Below are 22341 nucleotides of genomic sequence, written 5' to 3' on the forward strand. Positions count from 1 at the left end.
TACTGCATCTTCTGAGGTCGAAAAGCCGTCTCTAACGCCGTGAAATTGTAGATCAGCAACCCCACCCCGATGCCGTCTTGCGTTCAACAAGGCATCAGAGGATGTATACAGCAAAGTGTCATCTACAAATGTTCGGGTATTATCGACTCTCTCAGCGATCGTGGTTATGTACTGTGAGATTTGACCGAGATATATCCATCAGAAAAAACACTCACCTCGCAGCCACTATACTTGAAAATAACCTTCCCAAGTGTTCGGTCGTTGGCGAACAAGCTCTCCAAGGCGTCGGGGTCAATTACTTCATAGAGTGGGGGAGTTAGTTCGAGAGGGTCAACATCTTCTACTTCGGCCACTGATTTAATTACTTCATTGATTACATTATCGACGGACGCTGTTGCGGTCTGTGTTTGAACCATTGACCACTATAGTCCCTCGCCCTTCTTGAACCTATTGGTCATTTGATATTATCCGGGGCGACTTAACAAGGGCTGGAAATTAGCCAGTGTCCCCCTCATTCGCAAACTCCTCCCCGAAGTGGTTGTACGGGTTTGTTTGTTCCTGTTTCATCATCTCCATCCGCTCAATATCGACGCCGAGTGAGTCCAGCGTTTCAAGGGTCTCCTCAATGTCCTCCGGCGTGCGGCCCACTACTTCCAGTGACAGGTTCTCGTTGTTTGTTAATAGCTCTCGGATGCTTAAGATACCGGATACCTCCATCAAGTCGTCCACCATCTTCTCTCGGTCTTGGAGAGCGACTGTCGCGGTGACGAGGAGGTGATGACCTAACCCCGTTTCACTGTACTTGATGATTGGATGATAATCGATAATGACGCCACGCTCCTCAAGACTGTTGATTCGATTAGCGACCGTACTGGACGAAACACCGACTTTCTCAGCCATGTCCTCGGTCGTGTTACGTCGGGCGTCCTTCTGGAGTAGATACAGTATCCCTTTATCCACGTTGTCGATTTCCTCGGAGACCATCGCTACACTGTAGAAGTCGCAACGGGAAGTGACTTTTCTCAGTAGTCATATTTAGAGAATATATCTATCGACTAAACACGCCAAGTCAAACAGGCTGAATTTGGAGGAGACGCCGTGTGAGATTCACTGTGCGTATCTCGCAACAACAATCGGAACACCCTTATGAACTAGTAGAATTTTCGACGGTCAGTAAGCACACGTAATTGCCGCTCAGCACAGGTCTGACATCCGCAAAAGGTGAAAATCATGTCGGAATCGGTGGGAGCCGTGCCTGCTCAAGCCAAAACTCCTCAAAAACATCTACAAGAGACATGAACTCGACAGGATCTGTTGGTTTGGTCAGATAGGCGTTAGCGCGGGCATCATAGCACCGCGCAGCATCCTCGTCAGCTTCCGAACTCGTGAGCATAAGCACAGGAAGTGGTTTGAGCCGGGAATCATCCCGAATCACTTCAAGGACCTCGCAACCATCCCGACCGGGCAGGTTCAAATCCAGCAGGATGAGATCGGGAAGCTCGTTATCTGAAGACCCCTGTAAGAACTCCACAGCGTCGTCACCATTAGTGACTGTCTGTAGTGCTATCTCTTGTTCGGCTGACTTGAATGCCTCCCGAGTGAGCCGAATGTCACCGGGGTTATCTTCGACAAGCAAAATGTCGATCCCATCGTTGCCTGAGGACTGGTGAGCAGGAGTGTCATGCATGGTAGATCGCCGAGGATTACCCCTTGATGCGCCCGTGACCGTGATACTGCTTCTCGACGGCCACATACCCGTCAGAGAACACGCTGATCTCGCAATCGTTATAGTTGAATATAACTTTCCCAACGGTCAGGGAATCGTCAAAAAGGCGGTCTAAGGCCTCGGGATCAATGGCATCGTACAATGGGGGTGTGAGTTCTACAGGGCGCACACCTTCTGCTTCAGCAACTGCTTCCACCACAGTCTGACTAACACGCTTCTCCTCGGGGATTTCGGTCTCGACTTTGTTCACATCCCCTGTAGACCAGCCACATCCTTAAACTTATAGCTTGATTGATGCTTTCCAGAGAGGCTTAAATAGGGTCTGGAAATCAGCCAGTATCGTCCTCGTTCGTAAATTCCTTTCCGAAGTGATTGTAGGGGAACGCTCGAATCCGCTTCAACAAATCTATGCGCTCGATATCGACGCCCAACTCGCCCATCTCACCGATACTCTTCTCAATTTCTTGCTTGTTCTGCCCGACCAACTCAATCGAAAGGTTGGCGTTATTCGTTAACAGTTCACTGACACTCACCACACCAGGGACGCTTACGAGATCGTCAACAATCTCCTCTTGGTCATCAATTGGAATCGTCGCCATGACGAGCAAGTGATGGCCCATCCCCGTTTGCTCGTAGTCAACTGTTGGGTGATATCCCGTGATAACGCCGTCCTCTTCGAGCTTGGTGATGCGATTGGCGACTGTGCTGGACGAGACGCCGACCTGTTCCCCGATGGCGTTCGTCGTGTTATTCCTGGCATCTTCCTGCAAGAGATACAGGATGCCTTTGTCAACCGCGTCAAGTTCCTCCGAAGCCATGGTCGGGCCGTAATGGAACCGTCAATAAAGTAGGTCCCCTTGATTTGTCCAGTACAGGCCGAGTAGTCTACATATCTACGTCTTCGAGAACAGACCCATCGTTGCTGAGAATACGAAGATTGCCATCCCCACATGTACAAGTTTCGTCTCGTCCATTGCCAATGGGCCGTATTTCTCCGTCAGGCCCGAGACGCACCGCATGGGCACTCCCACAGTTTTCACAGACTGCTGCTGCCCGCTGTCTCTCACCTTCCCCCGCCATTTCTCTGCTTCTTGTATGATGTACGAGTTAACTTTTATCCATAGGGAAAGAGAGATTGTCCCCCTCTGATCAGTACGCACACGTAGTTATCGAATCATTCAGTTTTATTCCGGTTTCTGAATAAAGAACCGTACTACTATCTACTGCTAACTCGAGTGACGGGCACCCAACTCGCGTGCGGAAGGAGCGACTGACGCCGACGGCCGACCGTTCGAACAGTCGGCCGCTCGAGCAGGTCGAAAGGAACGTCCCCACGGCCCGCAAAACGGCCAGTATGATCGCGATTTTCTCCGATACGCACAGTACGAACGGCCACGAACTCGAGGGCGAGGCGCTGGCCGCCGTCCGCGAGGCCGACGTCGTCGTCCACGCGGGCGATTTCACCAGCGAGGCGGCGCTCGAGGCCTTTCAGCAGGAGGCGAACCAGCTCTTGGCGGTCCACGGCAACGCCGACAGCGCAGCCGTTCGGGATCGGTTACCCGAAGCACGCGTCGTCGAAGCGGGCGGTATCCGGTTTGCCGTCACTCACCGTCGCGACGGCGGCGAAATGGGGTTGGCGATGTTCGGGCGCTCGAGAGACGCCGACATCGTCGTCTCGGGCCACACTCACCGGCCGACCGTGATCGAGAGCGAGGACTGCCTGCTGCTCAACCCCGGCAGCCACGCCGATCCGCGCGGGAATCGCCCGGGGTTCGCCGTCCTCGAAGAGCCAGAGCCGGGCGAGTCGGGAGACGCCCACGGGAAGCGAGACGGCCGACTCGAGGGCGAGATACGCGAGCCAAGCGGCACGCTCGTGGAGTCGTTTTCGGTCGAATCGAACTGAGAAGTACCGTTCGCTCGGCGACTCGCCAGCGAGCGCGTCAGCGGGGTGGTGGAAGGCGCCGCGGGCGAATGGAGGGGGCCGCGGGCGAATGGAGGGGCTCGGGTGGACCGGCCTGGAGGGCTCGAGTGAACCGGCCAAGTGCACGATCGTGGTGGGACGATCGCAGCGGGGGGACCGCGGCCGGCGCGGAGGGCCACGCGAGCGGGGAGCCGCTGTGCGAGACGCAGTTGTACCTACGGGCGTTCATATAATAGAGTCAACGGAAGGTAAAAGCCCGATTTTAGCTATCCGAATCGCCCGCCGACATCGACCACGCTCACCACCGCGAGCGCGGCCAACAGACGTCGAAACGGTTTTGCACACCGACACAGTACCGATCTGGTATGCTCGATCTCATCCCCGACGATCCCGTCATCATCGCGATCGTCCTCATCTTGCTCTCGCTGATCTTCTTCTCCTATCTCCTGCTTCGCCGGACGATTCTCGAGTTCCGCGACGGCATGCGCGGCGATCGGTAAGGCGATCCGTTGGGCGACGCTGATCGGTGGATGACGGCGATCATCAGCCAGCAAGCGCCGTCTCGATCCGCTCGAGGGCAGTCTCGATATCCCCACGCTCGAGGTCTCGATGCGTACAACAGCGGACCGTCCGCGAGTCGATCGCGCCGGTGTTGACATCGGCCGCTTCGAGCCGATCGACGACGGCCTCGGCCTCGAGGCCCGTCCCCGTGACGTCGACACAGACGATGTTGGTCTCGGGTTCCTGAACCTCGAGGCCGTCGATATCGGACAGTCCGTCGGCGAGCAGCCGAGCGTGGTCGTGATCCGTCGCGAGGTCGTCGACGTTCTCGAGGGCGCGGCGTCCGGGACCGGCGAGGATACCGACCTGTCGCATTCCGCCGCCGAAGAGTTTGCGCACGCGACGGGCCCGCTCGACGAACTCCTCGCTGCCGGCGAGCATCGAGCCGACCGGCGCGCCGAGGCCCTTCGAGAGACAGCACATGACCGAATCGACGTGGTCGGTAATGGCGGTGACGGGAACGTCGAGCGCGACGGCCGCGTTGAACACGCGAGCGCCGTCGAGGTGGACCGGGACATCGCGGTTGCGAGCCGCCTCGGCCGCCGCTTCGATCTGCTCGGGTGCGATCGCGATCCCGCCCTTCGCGTTGTGGGTGTTCTCGAGACACAGCAGGCCGGTTCCCGGCCGGTGAAGGTCTTCCTCGACGTATTCCGTGCTGATTTGGTCGGGCGTGGGAACTCCGCGGTCGCCGCCGTCGAGCATCCGCACCTGCAGACTCGAGTGCTGGGCGAAGCCGGCGAGTTCGTACCGAACGACGTGGCTCTCGCGCTCGGCCAGCACCTCCTGGCCGGGGTCGGTGTGGACGTGAGCGGCGATCTGGTTGCCCATCGTTCCGGTCGGGACGAACACTGCGGCTTCTTTTCCAACGGCGTCTGCGCCGCGGCGCTCGAGGTCGTTCACGGTCGGATCCTCGCCATAGACGTCGTCGCCGACCGCGGCGGTACGGGCCGCTTCGCGCATCCGCTCGTCGGGTTTCGTAACGGTGTCGGAACGCAGATCGATCATGTCCGCTGTACTGGCGCAATCAGCAAATAGCCGGCGACCGTCGTCGACGGCCACCGCACCGCTACCGAAATCTGACTTAAACGGCCGATATGCTTCGTGCCAACCTACTCTCTCGTTGCGGCACGAATCACGATATGGTCATGGAACCTACGGAGACGACCGCAGCGTCGGACTCGAGCGACAAGTCGCCCGGCGACGACGCGTACGCAGCCCATCTCGAGCGAAGCCGACGGGTGTGGGATCGCTGGAGCGACTGGTACGGCCTGAGCGAGTCCGATTTCGAGCCGATACGCGAGCGAGCGATCGACCGGCTGGCTCTCGAGTCGGGCGACCGCGTCCTCGATATCGGCTGCGGACCGGGGGTAAACTTTGCGTACGTCCGCGAGAAAATCGGGTCGGCGGGACACCTCGTCGCCGTCGACTACAGCCCCGAGATGGTCGCCAAGGCCAGAGCTCGCGTCGACGACCACGGTTGGGACAACGTCGAGGTTCGTCGCGCCGACGCAACGACGGTCGCGTTCGACGAGCGATTCGACGCCGCAATCGCAACCCTCTCGCTGAGCGTGATGCCCGACGTAGACAGCACACTCGAGACCGTTCGTCGGCACGTAGCGCCCGGCAGTCCCGTCGCCGTGGTCGACGTCAGGCCCGCGCCGAGTGGTCCGGCGAGGCTCCTGAACCCCCTTATCTGGCGGTTCTTTCGGTGGTACGCGAACTGGAACCCCGAGCAAAACGTCCTCGCGTCGCTGCGGGCCGTCTTCGACGAGTGCGAGGTCGTCGAGACGAACCTGGCTGGCGTCTCGTATACGGCGATCTGTCGAACGGCCGATTCGCGGGAGACGCGACCGTCCGGGCCGCGGGATCCAAACCGGTGACGTCGGCGCTCGAGGGAACCGCCGAGAGCCCGGAATCGATCACAGTGTATCCTCGAGCACGCGCTCGACCGCGTTCGCCTCGCCACGACGGAGCAGTTCCGAGGCCGTCGAGACCGCACATGCGAGTTCGTCGGCGACCGCTTCGATACCGTTTCGCCGCGGGACCTCGTAGTAGCCGAGTTCCCGGGCGACCTCGAGCGCCGCGAGCTGGCGGTCGGACGCTGTCGTGCCCGCGACGGTCACGCTGTCGCTGGTCCAGCGAACGTCGACGCTGACGCCGTCGGCAAGCGTCTCGAGGACGGTCGTGAGATCGGACGGATGGCCGACGATCGTCAGCCGAATCGTTCGGTCCGATCGCACCTCGATCGGGGGCACCACGACGACGGTCTCCTGGGCGAGCGCGGTCACCAGCGACAGTCCCTCGGCCTCGAGGTCGCGCCGGAGATAGAGGAAGAAGCCGTCCGCGGCCGGCGTGAGGTCGTACTCGCGGATCGTCTCGCGACCCTCGAGTATCGGCTCGTAGGCCGACGGCTCGCCAGCAACGAAGGAGGTGATCGTCTCGACGCCGTCGACCGACTGGCCGCCGAGGATAATCTCTCGCTCGATATCGGACGATTCGACGATTCGCTCGTGGATCGGCGAGAGCGCGGCGGGGTCGTGCTCGAGCGAGAGGCCGACGGATTTCATCGTCGGCATACATGCCACCGTGCGATATAAAATCTCGAGTCATACGGTTTACTGTAAGTCGTTACCGCCGAAACCGGGACCCGTCTGCGGTTTCGCCGGTAAATCGTTACAGCAATCCGTATCAGTCCACAGCGGCGAGAAGTTTCGCGACGGAGCGACGCGTCCCGAATCGGCCGTGCAGTTGGCGGGATCGGCCGGCTGGTCGTGAGAACTGTCAGCAAGTGGCTGGGATCGATCGCCCGAGCGGTGACAGACAGGCTTTTGTCGGTCTCGACGGACAATCGACGGCATGAACGAGTCACGCGGGAATCTCGAGCGGACTCTCGCGGTGGTACCGTGACCGACGGCGACGCGAGCGGACGCGCCAGCGTGCTCGTCTCGGTGCTTCGGCTGGCGGCAGTCGCGCTCGTCGTGGTCGGCTTCAGCGGGTGGCTGATCGACCACGACGGCACGGTCGTCCTCGAGTCGCCCTACACGATCGCGTTCGGTGTGGGGGTCGCCTGCGCGCTGGCGTCGATCTATCTCGGGATCTTTCTGGCGAACGGCGGTTCGGCAGCCGAGACCGCCGACTGACCCCGGTTTCGATCCGAAAACGGTATCCGCGCGCTCGGAGACCGGTGGGACATGGATCCACGCATTCGCGAACACGCCGAGATCATCGCGAACCACTCGGTCGACTTGCAGGAAGGGGACAACGTCGTCGTCGACGCCCACCCTGTCGCCGAGGACCTCGTCGTCGCCCTCCACGAGGTCATCGGTGACGTGGGTGCGAACCCGGTCACGACGAGCCAGCGCACCGGCAAACGGAGCCAGCGTGCGTACCTTCGCGCTTCCGACGAGGACGACTTCGGGACGCCTGCCCACGAACTGGCACTCATCGAGGAGACCGATGTCTACATCGCCATCCGCGCCAGCGACAACGTCACCCAAACCGCCGACGTCGATCCCGAGATCAGCGCCGCTCACCAGCAGGCCCACAGCCCAATTCTCGAGGAGCGTCTCTCCACCCGCTGGTGTCTCACGCAGTATCCCGCGCCCGCGAACGCCCAGCTCGCGGAGATGTCGACCGAAGGCTACGAGAACTTCGTCTGGGACGCCGTCAACAAGGACTGGGCGGAACAGCGCGACCACCAGGCCAACATGGTCGAACTCATGGATCCCGCTTCGGAAATCCGCATCAAGAGCGGCGAGACGACGGACGTGACGATGTCCATCGAGGGGAACCCGACGCTGAACGACCACGGCGAGCACAACCTCCCCGGCGGCGAGGTCTTTACCGCCCCACAGCCCGGCAGCGTCGAGGGCGAGGTGCTGTTCGACATGCCGCTCTATCATCAGGGACGGGAGATCACGGACGTCTTCCTCGAGTTCGAAAACGGCGAGGTCGTCTCCCACTCCGCGGCGAAAAACGAAGGCGTGCTGACGGAAGTGCTCGAGACCGATCCCGGCGCGCGCCGCCTGGGCGAACTCGGCATCGGGATGAATCGCGACATCGACCAGTTCACCTACAACATGCTCTTCGACGAGAAGATGGGCGATACGGTCCACATGGCGGTCGGCCGGGCCTACGACGACACCGTCGGCGAAGACAACGAACAGAACGATTCGGCGGTCCACGTCGACATGATCGTCGACATGAGTGAGGACTCGCTCATCGAAGTCGACGGCGACGTGGTACAACGCGACGGGACGTTCCGGTTCGAGGACAGATTCGACGGGTAACGACCGCGGCTGGCTTTATGCGCTCGCGGCCGAAAGCAACAGGTATGGCAATACTCGTCGCCTACGACGATTCCGAACCCGCACAGCAGGCCGCCAGCCACGCGTTCACGCAGTATCCCAACGAGGAGATCGTCCTGTTGCGGGTCGTCGAGGCCGCAGCGGGGTCGACCGGCGCGGGTATCGAACTCGCTCGAGAGTACCTCGCCGAGCGAAAAGAACGAGCCTCCGACGAGTTGGTCGACACCGCCTCCGATCTGGTGAACGCCGACGACGTCGACTTCCGAACCGAAATCGCGGTCGGGAATCCGGCTCGAGAGGTCGTCGCCTTCGCCGAGGAACACGACGTCGATCACATCGTCGTCGGCAATCACGGCCGGTCCGGTGTCTCGCGGGTCCTGCTCGGTAGCGTCGCCGAAACGATCGTTCGTCGCTCGCCGGTGCCGGTGACGGTCGTGCGCTGATCCCGCCGGAACGCCTCTCGAGTGTTGGTCATGCTGCCGTCGACCACGAGCGATTCGTCGGTGACGTAGGGCGCACTCGAGTCGATTTCGGCCTCGATCGGGTCGTGTGTCGGCTCGCTGCCTTCGCGTGGTGGCGCCCGACCGTCGGCGATGACGACGGCTATCCTGTCTGCAAGGAGCGACGACATGCCAGCGTCACTCCCACACCAGCGGGCAAAAAGCAGCGGGCTGGCGACGAGTACGAACGAGGCAGCTATATCCGTCGCCGACGGGAGTGGTCTGATATGGGGTTTATCGCCGAGTACGAGATCGGGTGTGACCGTCTGCCGCTCGTGACCGTCGCGGCGGCCATCCCCGAGGCGACGATCGATGTCGATATCCAGCCCACCCAGGACGACCGACCGCCGCTGATCGCACACGTCGATTACGACGATATCGGAGCCCTCGAGCGCGCCTTCGACGACGTCGTGTTCGTCGCCTCGTACACGCACGTCGGCCGCGAGGACGACACAGACCGCTACCAGATCGAGCCCGCCGTCGGCATGGCGGCCCAACTCGGCGATCGGATCGACGACCTCTCGCAGCTTCATGACCTCGCCAGTACCGACGCCGTCATCGATCGTATCCGGGTTACCCCGACGGGGTGGGTCCAACGCGGCTGGTTCGCCGACAGAGCTGTCCTCGAGGAGTTTCGGGTGTTCTGGCAGCGAAACGGTACTTTCACGCTTCGTCGCCTCACTCGAGATCACTCGAGCGCCGAAGACGATGGACTCACCGATCGCCAGCGCGAGGCCGTTCGAACCGCCTACGAGATGGGGTACTTCGAAATCCCGCGGACAGCCACGCTCGAGGACGTCGCCACGGAACTCGGGATTACCGCGTCCTCGCTGTCCGAGCGACTCCGGCGGGCACAGACCCATCTCGTCGAAACGGCCGTCAGCGGACCTCGGCCCGCCAGGCCCTCCTGAGCAGTGTCGTCGCGATCGCACCGAGGGCGACAACACACAGGGACAACACCGCGACGGCGGGGACGACGGCGTTCCAGTATCCGACGAGGCCGCTCACCTCGAGCACCGTTAGCACGTCCTCGCCGAGCATGAGGGCTCGAATGCCGTCGACGCCGTAGGTGACCGGATTCGCGACGGCGACGGTCCGGATCCAGCCCGGTAACACCTCGAGCGGGAGAAAGGCACTCGAGACGAACAGCAGGGGGAAGGTGAGCAGGTTCGCGATCAGAATCGTCGCCTCCTCGTCGCGAGTCACGAGCGCGACGATCGTGGAGAACGCGACGAAGACGGACCCAAAGCACACTGCGATCGCGACGATACCGAGGAGGCCGAGCACTCCGGTCTGGTGATACGACCCGACCGAGTCGCCGGTCGTATACCACAGCATGGCGTAGCCGAGCGCGAGGATGATCGCCGTCTGGACGGCGATTCGACAGAGTTCCGACAGCGTCTTTCCGAGTATCATCGCTCGGCGGTCGATCGGCGAGGCGAGCTGGGCGTCGAACATCCCCGTTTCCACGTCCTTGACCAGCCCGATACCCGAGACCGCGGCTGCGGCGAGTGCGGACTGGATCACGATCGCCGGCGTGAGAAACGTGACGTAGCGGACATCGTCGCCGTAGGCCTGCGAGAGCGCGCCGTCCGCGACGGCGCCGAGCACCGCAGCCAGCAGCACGAAAAAGAGCACCGGCTGGACGAGCGAGGAAAACGTGACGAACGGACTGCGTGCGGTCTTGCGAAGCCACCGCTCGAGCGAGCACCGCGTATCGCCCCAGAAACCGTTCCCGCTCGCTCGCTGCGGAACCGGTTCCGATTCCCCCCGTCCCGCGTCGCTCGAGTCGCCAGGGGACGACGCCGAACTCATCGTCGCTCCTCCTCGCGTCGTTCGGGCCGGGTGCCGGTCAGCGAGACGAAGACATCCTCGAGCGTCGGCGATCGAAGGTCGAACCCCGTCACCGGAACGTCCGCCTTCGAGAGCGCGATGAGCAGTTCGTGTGCCCGGTCACCGATTCCCTCGGCCGTCACCGTCAGCCCCTCGGGCGTCGAATCGGTCTGTGACGGATCGATACCGTCCAATTCGTGGACGGTTCGGCGTGCGCGCTCGAGGTGGGGTTCGACGGCGAAGCCGTCGCCTGAACCGCCGATCTCGAGCGTCAAGATCTCGCCGCCGACGCGGGAGATGAGCGTCTCCGGTGTGCCCGAAGCAACGAGCCGGCCGTCGTCGATGATGAAGAGTCGATCGCACCGGGGGAGCGTCTGCTCTACGTACTGCGTCGTGAGAAAGACGGTCGTGCCCGCCTCGTTGAGCCGGTCGACGTAGTTCCACAGCTGGGTTCGGGCCGCCGGATCGAGACCGACGGTCGGTTCGTCGAGAAAGACGACGGGTGGGTGATGGACCAACGCGGTGGCCGCGTCGAGTCGCTTTGCCATGCCGCCGGAGAACCGGCCGGCCCGCGTGTCGGCGACATCTGCGAGTCCGACGACCTCGAGCAGTCGGTCGACGCGGTCGCCTCGCTCGGCGCGTGGGACGCCGTAGATATCACAGGCGAAGCGGACGTTCTCTCGAGCGGTCAGTTCCGCGTCGACGCTGGCTTCCTGGGCCATGTAGCCGATCGATTCGCGAACGGCCCGTGGGTCGGATCGAACATCGTAGCCGTTGATCGAGACGGTGCCGTCCATCGGGTACAGGAGCGTGACGAGCGTTCGGATCGTCGTCGTCTTTCCAGCGCCGTTAGGACCGAGAAAGCCGACGCATTCGCCCGCCTCGACCGCGAGCGAAAGCCCCCGAACCGCCTCGGTGCCGTCGTCGTAGGTGACGTGGACATCCGTCGCATCGATGGCCAGCGAGCGCTCCGAGTGCGACCGCGTCGTTTCATACGGTTTATTGTCCGTCATGTCCGGTGCACCCACGACTCGGGCGGCAGGTACGTCGGTACATCGTTACAGCAATCCGTATCATACGGTTTACTGTAAGTCATTTCCGGCGCAACCGCGACCCGGACGGCGGTTGCGCCGGTACATCGTTACAGCAATCCGTATCAGTCGTCGACCGATTGGGTTCCATAGCGGACTCGAACGGTCGAGCGTCGACCGGGTAGCTCTATCTCCAATCCGTGAGGCAGGTTTATACGTCGACGCGACTGGCGACCTCGAGAGTCCCTTCGTCCGTCGGCAAAACCATCGACCGCCGACACCGGCCCCTGCCAGCCCGGTCCTTACCCGGGAACCGCTCCAACGATCGGCTATGAACGTACCCGAACCACTCCAGGACGCCGACCGACACGGTGCGGTCGTTCGAACCCTCGAGTACGACGACGGGACCGTTATCGCGGTCGATTTCGGCACCGCTGCCGACCTTACCATCGATGTCGTCGACTCGAGCGTGATCGTCGTCACCGGCGACGGCCAGTTCGAGTTCGAACTGCCGCCGGAGGCGACCGACATCTCGGGGAACAACGGTATTCTGACGATCCAGGAGTAGCCGGGAGTCATACGGTTTACTGTATGTCATAGGGATTATCGTCGGAGTTCATCGTTGTTCAACGACGAACCGAGAAACGCCGTTACAGTAATCTGTATCACTCATCGTTCTCGGCGACGGCAGGCTCGTACCGCCAGCCCGGACCCTGGTCCGTCTCGAGACGGTCGATACCGGGCGCGTCGTCGAACGTCCCCGCGAGCCACGCTGTCCACGCCTCCCGAGAGTCGTAGCCCGCGGGATGGTCCTCGAAGACGGCGTCGGCGAGCATCGTTTCAGTTGCGACCTCGTGTTCGACCAGTGTCGCGAACGCGACGCGGGCAGCCGTCCGCTCGGCCTCGGTCAGGTCGGCGGTCTCGAGGGCGTGGCGAACGCTGCCGACCGAGGACTCCCCGCCGGGGTCGGGAACCTCGCGCCCGTCGCGGTCCGACTGCTCGAGGGCCGCCTCGCCGTCGTAGCGCCAGCTCTCCGCGACTGGTCCGGTCGACAGCAGTTCCACGTCGGGCAGGACCTCGAGTCGATCCCGAACGAGGTCCTCCCACCAGCGATCGGCCGAGTCGTAGCCGGCAGGGACTTCGGTGTAGGATTTGTCGATCAGTTCGGCGGTCGTCGCCTCGCCCCAGTACCGCAGCGCCGAAACGACGCTACGGACGGCGGCGTCTTCGTCCGCGCGAAGCTCGAACGACTCGAGGGCGTCCTCGACGCGTGCCGGCGTGTCGATCCGGTCGTCGTACCGCCCGATCGGCGTGGCGTGTAGGACTCGGTGGCCGTTCCGGGTGAGTTCGAACTCGCCGTCAGCGACATCGCTGTCACCGATATCGCTGTCGTCGACGGATTGGAGTAAGGCGTTGTCGACCAGTTGGACCAGTCGCTCGTCGATCGCCTCCCGTGGCGCCTCGAGCGCTGCGGCCAGATCGGCTGGGGAGACGCCCCGGCTTGCCGCTCGCTCGAGAATCTTCCGTCCCAGGTCGTCGAGCGTGTTCGAGTCCACGCGAGGGGCTAGGACGGACCGACACTTAGTTCGAATACGGGGTGCAAGCAAGGATATTAAGCGGGGATCCGTGGTCACGTCGACGACGTGTCCGCGACACTGCCGCCGTCACGGTGGCGGAGACACCGGTACGGCCCTCGCGAGTGGCAGCCTCGAGAATCGACGGATCCCGATCGAAACCGACCGCACTCCCGGATTTCGACTCGACCACGGCGTTCGTTCGGGCGACGGCCAGTCCCCTTCGCGGCGAGGAGTTTCCCGCGATCGGAGTGGGTTCGTCGGCGCCGATCCGGCCGCCTCTCTCCGACGCCGAAATCCACTCAGATATTATGCGGGTTCCTGGAATTCTCGAGTTGAAACGATGGGGGCAAATATCGTGTGCAGTTACCGCGGTTCGAACCGCCAGTAGCCCGTCCTCGAGCGCATATCGTACGACAGATCCAGCATCACTTCCGTTGTTTCAGCTGGAGCATTTCCTCCGAGACCATCATCGTGGCGCTCGACGAAGACCGTCGGTTCGTCGGTCTCGAGGACCGCGCGGGCGCCCCGAAGCACGCTCGGCGCGGCCCCCTCGACGTCGACTTTGATCACGTCCGGCGACGCCAGCGAATCCAGCGCCGGGGCGTCGGCTCCGCTGGGCTCGAGGCCGGTAACGAGCGAGTCGAGTCGCCGAACCGGAACCGAGCGGACATCGAGGACGGTCGCCCCCCACCGCGTCGCGGCCGCGCGGTCGAACGCGGACAATTCGGGGTTCGAGGAGCGATAGAACGTCCGCCGGCCGTCCCTCTCGCCCAGTGCGCAGGCGTGGAGATCGATCCGACCCCCGAGGCCGTTCAGCGCCAGGTTCGCCCGGAATCGGTCGGCGACGGCCGACGGCGGTTCGAACGCGGCTACCCGTCGGTCAGGCTCGTCCGTCGCCAGCGCCAGCGCGTAGATTCCGACGTGTGCCCCGACGTCGACGATCACGTCGGTCGGGCCACAGACCGCGTCCAGTTCCGAAAGCATCGCGTCGTTGGCGTGGCGAGTGATCGGTTCGTAACACCGAATAGTGCCCGCCGGCGTCGAATTGTTCCTCGAGTGGAACCGCCGATCGTAGTTCAGCGCCGCGAGCCGGTGGTACCACTCGTGGGCGACACCGCGAACCTGCTCGAGCGCCCCGCTCGGAAAGTTGGCTGGATCGATCGCCATCCAGACGAGACGACGCGAGCATCGACGGTGAATGTTCGGCCGTGTTTCACAGCGCCGAACGGACTCGCCGCAGGGAGGGACGCCATACTCCTACGGATCTCCGAGCCCCAGACGGGACCGTGGTCCTCGAGACGATCGAGACAATCGTTTCCGAGGCCCTGGAGTCCGACGTTCTGGCGCGTCTGACTCGGTCGGCGCCGGTGGGGCGCTCGGTATCGCCACCGTTTGCGGACGACCCTGGCTGTCGGCCCGTGCTGGCCCACGGCGACTACCAGCCGAGCAACCTTCTCGCAGCGCCCGACGGGACGGTCACCGGCGTCTTCGACTCCACGTCACCCACGCTGGCTACGCGCTCGCTCGAGCCGAAGCGCGGTTCGTCGACGTCCACTGTCGGCTCCCGGCAGTGACCCGCGAACGCCTTCGACGAACCTTTCGGGACGCCTACGCCAAACACGGGCCACTCACGGACCAGTACGACTCGCGGGCACCGGTGTACAGGCTGTGCTGGATCGCCCAGTCGGTCGCCAACTACGTGCACGTCGTCCAAACGGCGCGTGGCCGGACCCAGCTGTGGCGACAGTGCCGGCGACTGCTCCCGGGCTGTGATCGATCGCCATAGTCGGCGGATTTATTCCTCGTTTTCCCGAATAGCTGCCTATGACTGGCGACGAAACCGACGGGACGGCGACGGCCACCCGGACGGACGGCGGCCGCGACCCGTCGGACGACCGAGACGAAGGTCGAGACCACGACCGCCCCGAAGACGACAGCGGGTTCGTATTCGGCGAGGACGACGGTGCCGGCGACGAGCCGCGGGACGAACCGACTCAGACGACCAGCGACGACGACCGTCGGATCCGGGTCGATCTGCAGTCGTCGGACGCCGGTGACACCCCCGCGTCGGACTCGAGTGACACGCAGCCATCGGACTCGAGTACGGTCCGGTCGGAGCCACCGAACCGAAACCCCGACCGCGATCTGTTGGCATCGGGTCCCGATCCGGGGCCCAACGCCGTCCGGAACTGGACGGTGCTTTTGGTTGGGCTCTCGCTGACATCGCTTGCGACCGCGGCGTTTACGTACGCGACCCAGGCCGATCCCCTCCCCGTCGTCGGCGCGGCGGCACTCGGGCTCGGCTTCGTCGCGCTGGCGAGCGTCGCACAGAACACCGACGTGGCGCTGCTGGAGTTGCTCTCTGCAGCCTGGATCGAACACCGTCGCTACACCTGGTTCGCGACCGGCCTGTTCGCCGGTGGCATCGTCCTCGGCGCGCTCGCCTTGCTCGCAGGGATCAACGTCCTCGAGCTTCTCATCGAGGTCGCCGGCGAGAATCCGTTCGCCGAACTCGAGGATGAGGAGTTTGAACTGACGGCGTCCTTTTTCATCGTGAACAACACCGGCCCCTTCCTGTTGTCGATCGTCGGCGGGCTGTCGCTTGGCCTGTTGACGGCGTTCGTCATGGTCTTCAACGGCCTCATCGTCGGCAACGTGAGCGCGATGGTCGCCGACCTGGTCGGCCTCGAGTACATTATCGTCGGACTCGCACCCCACGGTATCTTCGAACTCGCGGCACTGTTTCTGGCCGCCGCGGTCGGCTTTCGGCTCATCTATCGACTGGCCGAGCGCGTCCTCGACGTACGCGAGGCGTTCGTGACGAAATCCTACGCCTACCGGACGCTCGCGCTCGTGGGCTTTGCCTGGCTTTTGCTCGTCCTCGCCGCCTTCGTCGAGGCCTACATCACCCCCGAGCTGCTCGAGATGCTCGTTGCCGACGATCTCGAGGCAACGCCGGAAACGACCGAGATGCCATAGGCCGAGGGCGTTCGACGCTCGATCGCGAAAACGGCGGGAAACGGGATACTTTTGGACCGGTCAGTCGAACTGGCGACCATGACCCAGACAACCCACGAGTTCGACGAGTGGCCGCTCAAGCGGCTGCTGACCGAGGTCGTCGGTTCCGGCCCCAAATCGGCCGAGGATATGACGCCAGCGCAGGCCCGCGAGGCCATGGCACGCATCTTCGCCGGCGAACCCGACGAGACGACCCTCGGTGCCTTCTGGCTGGCGAATCGTTGGAAGCGAAACACCCCCGACGAGCTGGCGGCCTACACCGACGTCATGCGCGAGCAGTCGGTCGTCACCGCCGAGCCCGACGCCGACCCGGTCGACTGTGGCGCGAACTACGACGGCAAACACACCTCCGCACTGCTCGGCGTCGGTGCCGGCGTCGTCGCCGCCGCCGCGGGGACGCCCGTCGTCGTCCACTCGGGCGACCGCGTCCCCACCCAGAAGGCGACGGCCTACAAACACGTCCTCGACGAGCTCGGTGTCCGGACCGACATAGAGCCCGCCGAAAGCGCCGATATGGTCGACGAGACGGGCTTTGGCTTCTACTACCAGTCCGCGTTCAACCCCGCCGTCGACGACCTGCTCGAGCGCCGGGATCAGATGGGCGTCCGGACGTTCGTCAACACCATCGAGACGGTCGCGAATCCGGCGAACGCCGACGTTCATCTCGGCTCGTTCTACCACCTCGCGTTCGCGAAGAAGCTGACCGACCTCATCGCGACCAGCGAGGAACTCGAGTACTCGCGGGCCATCTTCTTCCAGGGGATGGAGGGGTACGACGATATCCGACCGGGATCGACGAAAGTCGCAGAATGGGACGCTGAAGGTGGCGATAACTCACTCGAGGACTACGAGATCGAAACCGCCGACTACGGCATGGCGATCGAACGCGAGGACCTCGCCGTCGACGACGTCGCCGCCGACTCGGCGTCGATCACCGAGGCCGTCCTCGCCGGCGAGCGCGAGGATCGCTTCGCCGACGCCATCGCACTCAACGGTGCCCTCCGCATCTACGCCCGCAACGATGTCGACACCCTCGAGGACGGTCTCGAGGTCGCCCGAGAGGTCATCGCCGACGGCAGCGCCGAAGCGGTGCTCGAGGAACTGCGGGCGTTCTGACTCCGTTCGGAGACGTGTTCGTCCAGCGGCCGTTCCCGCGGTCGATGGTCACTTTCTTGATCGAGTCCAGCCTGGTACAAGCCGGACAGTCGGTTCGACCAGCCGTCGCCGTCGATATCGATCGGCGGGGAGACTCGAGGCGGTCGGCGAACCGCGTCGACTCGAGTATGAACTGGCGCTATCGAGACACCGTCCTGGCACTCTGTACGTTCGCCTTTTTCGTCGCGATGTTCGGGCGGCTGGCGATCAGTCCGGTCGTTCCCGACATCACCGCCGCGTTCGGCGTCTCGAACGCGGTCATCGGCGTCGCGCTGACCGGGATGTGGCTCGCGTACGGACTGGCACAGTTTCCAAGCGGCGTGCTCGGCGATCGGTACGGCGAACGGGCGGTCATCCTCGTCGCCGTCGGGGGCACCGCCGTCGCCAGTCTGGTCATCGCGGTGGCACCGGTGTTCGCCGTCTTCGTCCTCGGTGCGATCGCCCTCGGCGCGCTGGCGGGCCTGCACTTTAGCGTCGCGACGACGCTGCTGTCGCGGATCCACGACAACGTCGGGACGGCGGTCGGCATCCACAACTCGGGGGCGACCATCGCGGGGCTGATCGCCCCCGTCGTCGTCGCCTGGATCGCCGTCACCGCGGGCTGGCGACTCGCGATCGCGGTGACGGTCGCAGTCGGCATCCCGGTTTTTCTGGCGATTCTGGTGCTCGTCCGGCCGACCGAACCTCAGCGGCCGAACGAATCCATGCGCGATCGGTTCGACCTCGAGGCGCTGCTCGCGCTACTCTCGCGGCCCACGATCGCGTTCGCGCTGGTGATCGCGGTCGTCGGCGAGTTCGTCTGGCAGGGCGTCGCGTCGTTCCTGCCGCTGTTTCTCGTCGACTATCGGGGCTACTCGACGACGGTCGCCGCGGCGGGGTTCTCGGCGTACTTCGTCGCGCAGGGACTCGCCCAGGTCGGCGTCGGTGCGGCGTCGGACCGGTTCGGACGCGATCTGGCGACCGCGGGCAGTCTGCTCGTCGGCGCGGTCGGGATCGCGCTACTGGTCGCCGGGCCGGGACTCGGTTTCGCCGCCATCGGATTGCTTTGTCTGGGGATCGGCATGAGCTTCGAGGCGGCGCTGTTGCCCCGGTTCCTGGACGAACTCGGGGTCGCCGAACGCGGCGCCGGCTTCGGCCTCGTCCGGACGATCTACGTCGTAACGGCGTCGCTTGGCTCGGTCGTAGTCGGCGTCCTCGCCGACACGTTCGGCTGGGCGGTCTCGTTTTCCGTTCTCGGCGCCCTCATGGGGCTGGCCGTCCTCGCGTACGTGAGCAACTGGGCGCTCGGACTCGAGTTGTAACGTCCCGGGCTGGCATCGAGGATCGACAGCCAGTCACTCGCCGCGAACCTGAACGAACCGGACGCCGCCGTGCTCGCTTCGCTCGAGCGTGCCATCCTCGCGTTTTCGAGCCCTGACGAGCGTCTGGTGGCCCGTGCCGACCGGGGCGAGAATGCGCCCGCCGGGGCGTACTTGCTCTGCAACCGGATCGGGGAGTTCGGGGACGGCACACGTCGCGTAGGCGGCCTCGAAGGGGGCGTGTTCGGGCCAGCCCTCGCGGCCGTCGCCGACGCGGACCGACGCGTCGCCGTAGCCGATCTCGGCCAGCGTCTCGCGGGCGCGCTGGGCGAGGGCCGCGCCGTACTCGACGGAAAAGACGTGTTCGGCGCCGACGATTTCGGCCGTCACCGCGGCGTGGTAACCACAACCGGTCCCGATCTCGAGGACGTCCGCGCCGGGCTCGAGGGCGAGTTCGTCGGCCATGATCGCGACCATGTGGGGCGCGCTGATCGTCTGGCCGTCGCCGATCGGCAGCGGCCGGTCGGCATAGGCGTCGCTGGGCCGGCGCTCGGGGACGAACGCGTGACGCGGGACCGACGCGAGCGCCTCGAGGACGCGCTCGTCGTCGACGCGGTGGGAGACGGTCTCGACCATCCGCTCGCGGGCCGTCTCGAGGTCGTCCGGGTCTGGAGCGGAGCGATCGAACATACGCAGATGTACCGGCTCGAGGGCAATAGGTTGCAGGCCGGGAAATGGAACGCTATTCCTACGCGGTCACACAGCGTGCCCGCTCGACGATCGGCGACCGTCTCGCCATCCGAACTCGAGCCAGCCTACGCTGATCGCGATCATCGCTGCACCGAGGACGTCCGCGTACCCGCCGCCGTGAGCGACGACGACGAGCGGGACGCCGGCGAGCAGCGCCACGGGAACGAGCGGCGCCCCGGCACGCCGGAGCAGGATACCGAGTGCGACGGCAGCCACGGTGATAGCCAGCGAACCGACCAGCGCGAGGGCGCCGACGACCGGACTCGTGACGGTGGCCTCGAGCGCCGCCGCGACGCCCGCTTGCTGCTCGGCCGGCAGTCCCTGACCGACCCGGACCAAGAGCCCGGTCGCGATCCCGGCGATGGCCTCGAACGCGAGGTACGTGACGAGGTAGACGGCGACACCGATCCGACCGGCAGTCGCTACTGGTCCGGCGAAGTCCGCCAGCAGGAGATACAGGCTCACGCCCAGCAGCGCGAACAGCGGTAACAACAGGAGGTGGACGTACAGCCAGACGTCGGCGACCGGCGCGAGGCTCTCGTAGAGGTCCGTGCCGCCGTGGGGGTGGACGGCCAGGACTCCGCCCAGCGCGATGGGCGTGCCGACGAGGAGGAGCCACCGCCACGGCTGGCTCGACGAGACGGACTGCTCACCGTCGCTCGCATCGTGATCGGGTGTGCGGAGTCGGATCATCGGTCACCCTCCGGACGGTTCCCGTCGAACGGGTCACAGACCAGCCGCGTCAGGCGGCCGAACTGTGCCGTCTCGACCTCGGTGACGGACAGGCCCGCTCGGCGGACGACCTCGAGGGGCTCCTGGGTCAGCCGACAGCCGGACTTCTCGTAGTGGGCATCGGCGCGCCACTCCTGATAGCGGGCGATGAGTGGGTTGTCGCTGCGGCCGTGCTCGAGCAACAGGATCTCTCCGTCGGGCCGACAGACCCGACCCATCTCCCGCAGCGCCGCGACGGGATCCGGAAACGTACACGTCGAGAACGACGAGATCACCGTCTCGAAGCTGTCGTCCTCGAACTCGAGCGCCTGCGCGTCCATCCGCGCGACCGTCCCCTCCCGCTCGAGGGTGTCCAGCGCCGCGCGTGCCTGCTCGAGGAGCGGATCGCTGATGTCGATGCCGACGATCTCGGTTCCGGCGGGTAGGTACCGAACGTTCGTTCCCGGCCCACAGGCGACATCGAGCACTCGTCCGTCGGCTCGAGCGAACTGCCGACGACGGTACCGACCGGTGAACAGGTGGTCCAGCCAGCCCAGCCGATCGACCCACGGCGCGTAGCGCGCGTAGGCCGCCTGGATGTCCTCGAGGGTCATATCGCCGTCCTGAAACGGGTCGTCCTCTTCGGGCGGTTCGTAGTCCTCGGACGATTCGCAGCCCTCGGACGGCTCGTGGTCTGTGACCGCCGCGTCACCAGTCTCGAGCGTCATGTCGTCGACTGACAGGGGTCCGGTCTCGTGTGGCTCCGCCCCGTCGGCTGCGTCGGGGCCGCCGATCGCGTCGTGTGTGTCGTACTGTGTCATCCGTGGGGCACCTCGTTCCACACGAGACTAGACCGCGACGTCCACCATAAATATTATCGAGGGATTGATATATTACCAGCGCGGTTGCAAAATTTCGATTGGGTACTACCGCCTGTGTCGAGGGGGTCGACCGAGCCTATCGTGCTCTCCGGCGGTCTGTGGGCGAGACGACTCAACACCAGTTTTGTAACGAACGTGTTACGTCGAGGATCGGTCGCCGCTCCGGGTCCGCACGCGCTCGGTCCGTACGGTTCGGGCGTCGTCGTCGAGCACCAGTCGGAGCTCGGCGTCCTCGTGGCGGAGGACGACCCGGTACTCGACCGGGTCGCTCCCGACGCGTTCGGATGTCCAGCAACCGTCCCTGAGGAATCGATAGCACTCCCACCAGCCGGTTCCCAGCAGGTCGACGCCGCGCTCCCAGTAGAACGCGATCGACGCGGTCCGAAACGCCGCGGCAAACGGTAGGGGGCCGCTGTAGCGCCGGCGACACGACTCACAGTCGTGCAGCGTGAAGTGCGAGACCGGGACATCCTCGAGCGGGGTCAGCTCCTCGACACTGTGGACGGCCGCATCCATCCGACCGGCACACTCCGGACAGATCTCCGCTTGAACCAGCCCGAACTCCATCCCCTGTTTGCGTTTGAGCGACTCGAGCAGCGTCTCTCCGGAGCGTGCGCGAGCCTGGGCTGGCGTGAGGGTGTAGCCGGTGACCGGCCGATCGCAGGTCGGGCACCGAACCACGAAGTACTGCTCGTCCAGTCGCGCCTCGAGGGTGGTCTCCCCGCAGTAGAGGCAGGTGCCGGACGTCTCGATGGAGCCGATATCCGCCGGCCGGCGGAAGTTCTCCGCGAGGATGAACCGAACGATCCGGTCGCCGGCGTGGGTAAACGAGTAGCCGCCGTCGTGTTTCCGGAGGTACGTTCCGGTCAGTTCTCCCAGGTGGTAGGACAGTTTCGAGGTGTTGTCGACGTCGACGCGGTCGTAAATCTCGGAAAACGACAGCGGCTCGAACCCCGCGTTCGACGGCGCCTGTTCGTACTGTGCCATCGCGACGGCTCGAAGGATGTTTACCCGACTCTCGTCGGAGAGCAGGGCGAACGCGTCGGCCGCCGCTCGCCCAGCGGTCATACCT

The 22341-nt window shown here is 64.2% G+C and carries 30 protein-coding genes; 13 read left to right on the forward strand and 17 right to left on the reverse strand.

What is annotated here, in order from left to right; all coding sequences use genetic code 11:
• Window positions 1–164 precede the first annotated feature (164 nt).
• The 6 genes from D8Y22_RS05600 to D8Y22_RS05625 all read right to left on the reverse strand — a co-directional run bounded on the left by D8Y22_RS05600 (window position 165) and on the right by D8Y22_RS05625 (window position 2886).
• Entirely contained in the window at window positions 165–416 is a 252-nt protein-coding gene (locus tag D8Y22_RS05600; protein ID WP_141463731.1) for a HalOD1 output domain-containing protein, read from the reverse strand.
• 79 nt (window positions 417–495) lie between these two features.
• On the reverse strand, window positions 496–984 hold the full coding sequence (locus D8Y22_RS05605; RefSeq protein ID WP_141463732.1) for an Lrp/AsnC family transcriptional regulator: 489 nt from the start codon (window positions 982–984) through the stop codon (window positions 496–498).
• A 244-nt stretch (window positions 985–1228) separates the two neighbouring features.
• Window positions 1229–1687 carry a response regulator gene (locus tag D8Y22_RS05610; RefSeq protein WP_141463733.1) on the reverse strand — a complete coding sequence of 153 codons (459 nt, stop codon included), beginning with the start codon at window positions 1685–1687 and terminating at the stop codon, window positions 1229–1231.
• 16 nt (window positions 1688–1703) lie between these two features.
• Window positions 1704–1976: a HalOD1 output domain-containing protein gene (locus tag D8Y22_RS05615; protein WP_141463734.1), complete on the reverse strand. Its 273-nt coding sequence runs from the start codon at window positions 1974–1976 to the stop codon at window positions 1704–1706.
• Window positions 1977–2055: 79 nt separating this feature from the next.
• A complete protein-coding gene (locus D8Y22_RS05620; protein ID WP_141463735.1) occupies window positions 2056–2544 on the reverse strand; it encodes an Lrp/AsnC family transcriptional regulator in 489 nt (162 codons plus the stop codon).
• Between the two features lie 75 nt (window positions 2545–2619).
• Window positions 2620–2886 carry a hypothetical protein gene (locus D8Y22_RS05625; protein WP_174811776.1) on the reverse strand — a complete coding sequence of 89 codons (267 nt, stop codon included), beginning with the start codon at window positions 2884–2886 and terminating at the stop codon, window positions 2620–2622.
• 194 nt (window positions 2887–3080) lie between these two features.
• On the opposite strand from D8Y22_RS05625, the gene D8Y22_RS05630 reads away from it, so the two are divergent.
• From D8Y22_RS05630 to D8Y22_RS23115, 3 genes are all read left to right on the forward strand, one after another.
• Complete coding sequence (locus D8Y22_RS05630; RefSeq protein ID WP_141463882.1) at window positions 3081–3629, forward strand: metallophosphoesterase; 549 nt, start codon at window positions 3081–3083, stop codon at window positions 3627–3629.
• A gap of 125 nt (window positions 3630–3754) precedes the next feature.
• Window positions 3755–3880 carry a hypothetical protein gene (locus D8Y22_RS23110; protein WP_281282378.1) on the forward strand — a complete coding sequence of 42 codons (126 nt, stop codon included), beginning with the start codon at window positions 3755–3757 and terminating at the stop codon, window positions 3878–3880.
• A 132-nt stretch (window positions 3881–4012) separates the two neighbouring features.
• The gene (locus D8Y22_RS23115; RefSeq protein WP_281282379.1) at window positions 4013–4147 is read left to right on the forward strand and encodes a DUF7859 family protein; all 135 of its coding nucleotides are present in this window, start codon (window positions 4013–4015) and stop codon (window positions 4145–4147) included.
• Window positions 4148–4190: 43 nt separating this feature from the next.
• On the opposite strand, the gene D8Y22_RS05635 is transcribed toward D8Y22_RS23115, so the two are convergent.
• Complete coding sequence (locus D8Y22_RS05635; RefSeq protein WP_141463737.1) at window positions 4191–5213, reverse strand: threonine aldolase family protein; 1023 nt, start codon at window positions 5211–5213, stop codon at window positions 4191–4193.
• A 134-nt stretch (window positions 5214–5347) separates the two neighbouring features.
• Between D8Y22_RS05635 and D8Y22_RS05640 the strand changes: the two genes are divergently transcribed.
• Window positions 5348–6088, forward strand: a complete 741-nt coding sequence (locus tag D8Y22_RS05640; protein ID WP_394348190.1) for a class I SAM-dependent methyltransferase — start codon at window positions 5348–5350, stop codon at window positions 6086–6088.
• A gap of 39 nt (window positions 6089–6127) precedes the next feature.
• Here the strand turns inward: D8Y22_RS05640 and D8Y22_RS05645 are convergent, their stop codons facing one another.
• Window positions 6128–6775, reverse strand: a complete 648-nt coding sequence (locus D8Y22_RS05645) for a helix-turn-helix domain-containing protein (protein ID WP_141463738.1) — start codon at window positions 6773–6775, stop codon at window positions 6128–6130.
• A 336-nt stretch (window positions 6776–7111) separates the two neighbouring features.
• On the opposite strand from D8Y22_RS05645, the gene D8Y22_RS05650 reads away from it, so the two are divergent.
• The 3 genes from D8Y22_RS05650 to D8Y22_RS05660 are packed head-to-tail and all read left to right on the forward strand — an operon-like array spanning window position 7112 to window position 8958.
• Window positions 7112–7348: a hypothetical protein gene (locus D8Y22_RS05650; protein WP_141463739.1), complete on the forward strand. Its 237-nt coding sequence runs from the start codon at window positions 7112–7114 to the stop codon at window positions 7346–7348.
• A 51-nt stretch (window positions 7349–7399) separates the two neighbouring features.
• Entirely contained in the window at window positions 7400–8497 is a 1098-nt protein-coding gene (locus D8Y22_RS05655) for an aminopeptidase (protein WP_141463740.1), read from the forward strand.
• A gap of 44 nt (window positions 8498–8541) precedes the next feature.
• Window positions 8542–8958 carry a universal stress protein gene (locus D8Y22_RS05660; RefSeq protein ID WP_141463741.1) on the forward strand — a complete coding sequence of 139 codons (417 nt, stop codon included), beginning with the start codon at window positions 8542–8544 and terminating at the stop codon, window positions 8956–8958.
• Here the strand turns inward: D8Y22_RS05660 and D8Y22_RS05665 are convergent.
• The gene (locus D8Y22_RS05665; protein WP_141463742.1) at window positions 8865–9146 is read right to left on the reverse strand and encodes a hypothetical protein; all 282 of its coding nucleotides are present in this window, start codon (window positions 9144–9146) and stop codon (window positions 8865–8867) included. The genes D8Y22_RS05660 and D8Y22_RS05665 overlap by 94 nt on opposite strands.
• A 96-nt stretch (window positions 9147–9242) precedes the next feature.
• Here D8Y22_RS05665 and D8Y22_RS05670 point away from each other — a divergent pair, with 96 nt between their 5' ends.
• Entirely contained in the window at window positions 9243–9926 is a 684-nt protein-coding gene (locus D8Y22_RS05670) for a helix-turn-helix domain-containing protein (RefSeq protein WP_141463743.1), read from the forward strand.
• On the opposite strand, the gene D8Y22_RS05675 is transcribed toward D8Y22_RS05670, so the two are convergent.
• Window positions 9895–10830, reverse strand: a complete 936-nt coding sequence (locus D8Y22_RS05675; RefSeq protein ID WP_141463744.1) for an ABC transporter permease — start codon at window positions 10828–10830, stop codon at window positions 9895–9897. The genes D8Y22_RS05670 and D8Y22_RS05675 overlap by 32 nt on opposite strands.
• A complete protein-coding gene (locus tag D8Y22_RS05680; protein ID WP_141463745.1) occupies window positions 10827–11861 on the reverse strand; it encodes an ABC transporter ATP-binding protein in 1035 nt (344 codons plus the stop codon). The genes D8Y22_RS05675 and D8Y22_RS05680 overlap by 4 nt, the downstream gene beginning before the upstream one ends.
• 349 nt (window positions 11862–12210) lie before the next feature.
• Here D8Y22_RS05680 and D8Y22_RS05685 point away from each other — a divergent pair, with 349 nt between their 5' ends.
• Window positions 12211–12447: a DUF7127 family protein gene (locus tag D8Y22_RS05685; RefSeq protein WP_141463746.1), complete on the forward strand. Its 237-nt coding sequence runs from the start codon at window positions 12211–12213 to the stop codon at window positions 12445–12447.
• A 97-nt stretch (window positions 12448–12544) separates the two neighbouring features.
• Here the strand turns inward: D8Y22_RS05685 and D8Y22_RS05690 are convergent, their stop codons facing one another.
• Together D8Y22_RS05690 and D8Y22_RS05695 are read right to left on the reverse strand one after the other, a co-directional pair.
• Entirely contained in the window at window positions 12545–13435 is an 891-nt protein-coding gene (locus tag D8Y22_RS05690; RefSeq protein ID WP_141463747.1) for a hypothetical protein, read from the reverse strand.
• 384 nt (window positions 13436–13819) lie between these two features.
• The gene (locus tag D8Y22_RS05695; protein ID WP_141463748.1) at window positions 13820–14623 is read right to left on the reverse strand and encodes an FkbM family methyltransferase; all 804 of its coding nucleotides are present in this window, start codon (window positions 14621–14623) and stop codon (window positions 13820–13822) included.
• Window positions 14624–14742: 119 nt separating this feature from the next.
• Here D8Y22_RS05695 and D8Y22_RS05700 point away from each other — a divergent pair, with 119 nt between their 5' ends.
• From D8Y22_RS05700 to D8Y22_RS05715, 4 genes are all read left to right on the forward strand, one after another.
• Entirely contained in the window at window positions 14743–15030 is a 288-nt protein-coding gene (locus tag D8Y22_RS05700) for a phosphotransferase (RefSeq protein WP_141463749.1), read from the forward strand.
• Window positions 15031–15280: 250 nt separating this feature from the next.
• The gene (locus D8Y22_RS05705; protein ID WP_141463750.1) at window positions 15281–16435 is read left to right on the forward strand and encodes a stage II sporulation protein M; all 1155 of its coding nucleotides are present in this window, start codon (window positions 15281–15283) and stop codon (window positions 16433–16435) included.
• 78 nt (window positions 16436–16513) lie between these two features.
• A complete protein-coding gene (locus D8Y22_RS05710; protein WP_141463751.1) occupies window positions 16514–17590 on the forward strand; it encodes an anthranilate phosphoribosyltransferase in 1077 nt (358 codons plus the stop codon).
• A 167-nt stretch (window positions 17591–17757) separates the two neighbouring features.
• The gene (locus D8Y22_RS05715; protein WP_141463884.1) at window positions 17758–18930 is read left to right on the forward strand and encodes an MFS transporter; all 1173 of its coding nucleotides are present in this window, start codon (window positions 17758–17760) and stop codon (window positions 18928–18930) included.
• A 33-nt stretch (window positions 18931–18963) separates the two neighbouring features.
• Here D8Y22_RS05715 and D8Y22_RS05720 read toward each other — a convergent pair whose 3' ends face one another.
• The 4 genes from D8Y22_RS05720 to D8Y22_RS05735 form a co-directional block, all read right to left on the reverse strand.
• Complete coding sequence (locus D8Y22_RS05720; protein WP_141463752.1) at window positions 18964–19617, reverse strand: protein-L-isoaspartate(D-aspartate) O-methyltransferase; 654 nt, start codon at window positions 19615–19617, stop codon at window positions 18964–18966.
• Window positions 19618–19683: 66 nt separating this feature from the next.
• Complete coding sequence (locus tag D8Y22_RS05725; protein WP_174811777.1) at window positions 19684–20370, reverse strand: hypothetical protein; 687 nt, start codon at window positions 20368–20370, stop codon at window positions 19684–19686.
• Window positions 20367–21209 (reverse strand): class I SAM-dependent methyltransferase, encoded by an 843-nt coding sequence (locus D8Y22_RS05730; protein ID WP_246084361.1) that lies wholly within the window; start codon window positions 21207–21209, stop codon window positions 20367–20369. Before D8Y22_RS05730 ends, D8Y22_RS05725 begins: the two co-directional genes overlap by 4 nt.
• A 198-nt stretch (window positions 21210–21407) precedes the next feature.
• Window positions 21408–22337, reverse strand: coding sequence for a DUF7351 domain-containing protein (locus D8Y22_RS05735; RefSeq protein WP_141463753.1), 930 nt, complete (start codon window positions 22335–22337; stop codon window positions 21408–21410).
• Window positions 22338–22341 lie beyond the last annotated feature (4 nt).

Source organism: Salinadaptatus halalkaliphilus (assembly GCF_006543045.1).
GTDB classification, from domain to species: Archaea; Halobacteriota; Halobacteria; order Halobacteriales; family Natrialbaceae; genus Salinadaptatus; species Salinadaptatus halalkaliphilus.

Excerpts from the sequence above, each read along its gene's own strand:
- D8Y22_RS05685 (WP_141463746.1), top strand. The coding sequence starts at position 12,211 with ATGAACGTACCCGAACCACTCCAGGACGCCGACCGACACGGTGCGGTC.
- D8Y22_RS05630 (WP_141463882.1), top strand. The coding sequence starts at position 3,081 with ATGATCGCGATTTTCTCCGATACGCACAGTACGAACGGCCACGAACTC.
- D8Y22_RS05605 (WP_141463732.1), bottom strand. The coding sequence starts at position 984 with ATGGTCTCCGAGGAAATCGACAACGTGGATAAAGGGATACTGTATCTA.
- D8Y22_RS05715 (WP_141463884.1), top strand. The coding sequence starts at position 17,758 with ATGAACTGGCGCTATCGAGACACCGTCCTGGCACTCTGTACGTTCGCC.
- D8Y22_RS05670 (WP_141463743.1), top strand. The coding sequence starts at position 9,243 with ATGGGGTTTATCGCCGAGTACGAGATCGGGTGTGACCGTCTGCCGCTC.
- D8Y22_RS05720 (WP_141463752.1), bottom strand. The coding sequence starts at position 19,617 with ATGTTCGATCGCTCCGCTCCAGACCCGGACGACCTCGAGACGGCCCGC.
- D8Y22_RS05665 (WP_141463742.1), bottom strand. The coding sequence starts at position 9,146 with ATGTCGTCGCTCCTTGCAGACAGGATAGCCGTCGTCATCGCCGACGGT.
- D8Y22_RS05675 (WP_141463744.1), bottom strand. The coding sequence starts at position 10,830 with ATGAGTTCGGCGTCGTCCCCTGGCGACTCGAGCGACGCGGGACGGGGG.
- D8Y22_RS05600 (WP_141463731.1), bottom strand. The coding sequence starts at position 416 with ATGGTTCAAACACAGACCGCAACAGCGTCCGTCGATAATGTAATCAAT.
- D8Y22_RS05635 (WP_141463737.1), bottom strand. The coding sequence starts at position 5,213 with ATGATCGATCTGCGTTCCGACACCGTTACGAAACCCGACGAGCGGATG.
- D8Y22_RS05725 (WP_174811777.1), bottom strand. The coding sequence starts at position 20,370 with ATGATCCGACTCCGCACACCCGATCACGATGCGAGCGACGGTGAGCAG.
- D8Y22_RS05660 (WP_141463741.1), top strand. The coding sequence starts at position 8,542 with ATGGCAATACTCGTCGCCTACGACGATTCCGAACCCGCACAGCAGGCC.
- D8Y22_RS23115 (WP_281282379.1), top strand. The coding sequence starts at position 4,013 with ATGCTCGATCTCATCCCCGACGATCCCGTCATCATCGCGATCGTCCTC.
- D8Y22_RS05655 (WP_141463740.1), top strand. The coding sequence starts at position 7,400 with ATGGATCCACGCATTCGCGAACACGCCGAGATCATCGCGAACCACTCG.
- D8Y22_RS05640 (WP_394348190.1), top strand. The coding sequence starts at position 5,348 with ATGGTCATGGAACCTACGGAGACGACCGCAGCGTCGGACTCGAGCGAC.
- D8Y22_RS05705 (WP_141463750.1), top strand. The coding sequence starts at position 15,281 with ATGACTGGCGACGAAACCGACGGGACGGCGACGGCCACCCGGACGGAC.
- D8Y22_RS05645 (WP_141463738.1), bottom strand. The coding sequence starts at position 6,775 with ATGAAATCCGTCGGCCTCTCGCTCGAGCACGACCCCGCCGCGCTCTCG.
- D8Y22_RS05735 (WP_141463753.1), bottom strand. The coding sequence starts at position 22,337 with ATGACCGCTGGGCGAGCGGCGGCCGACGCGTTCGCCCTGCTCTCCGAC.
- D8Y22_RS05620 (WP_141463735.1), bottom strand. The coding sequence starts at position 2,544 with ATGGCTTCGGAGGAACTTGACGCGGTTGACAAAGGCATCCTGTATCTC.
- D8Y22_RS05695 (WP_141463748.1), bottom strand. The coding sequence starts at position 14,623 with ATGGCGATCGATCCAGCCAACTTTCCGAGCGGGGCGCTCGAGCAGGTT.
- D8Y22_RS05710 (WP_141463751.1), top strand. The coding sequence starts at position 16,514 with ATGACCCAGACAACCCACGAGTTCGACGAGTGGCCGCTCAAGCGGCTG.
- D8Y22_RS05730 (WP_246084361.1), bottom strand. The coding sequence starts at position 21,209 with ATGACACAGTACGACACACACGACGCGATCGGCGGCCCCGACGCAGCC.
- D8Y22_RS05610 (WP_141463733.1), bottom strand. The coding sequence starts at position 1,687 with ATGCATGACACTCCTGCTCACCAGTCCTCAGGCAACGATGGGATCGAC.
- D8Y22_RS05680 (WP_141463745.1), bottom strand. The coding sequence starts at position 11,861 with ATGACGGACAATAAACCGTATGAAACGACGCGGTCGCACTCGGAGCGC.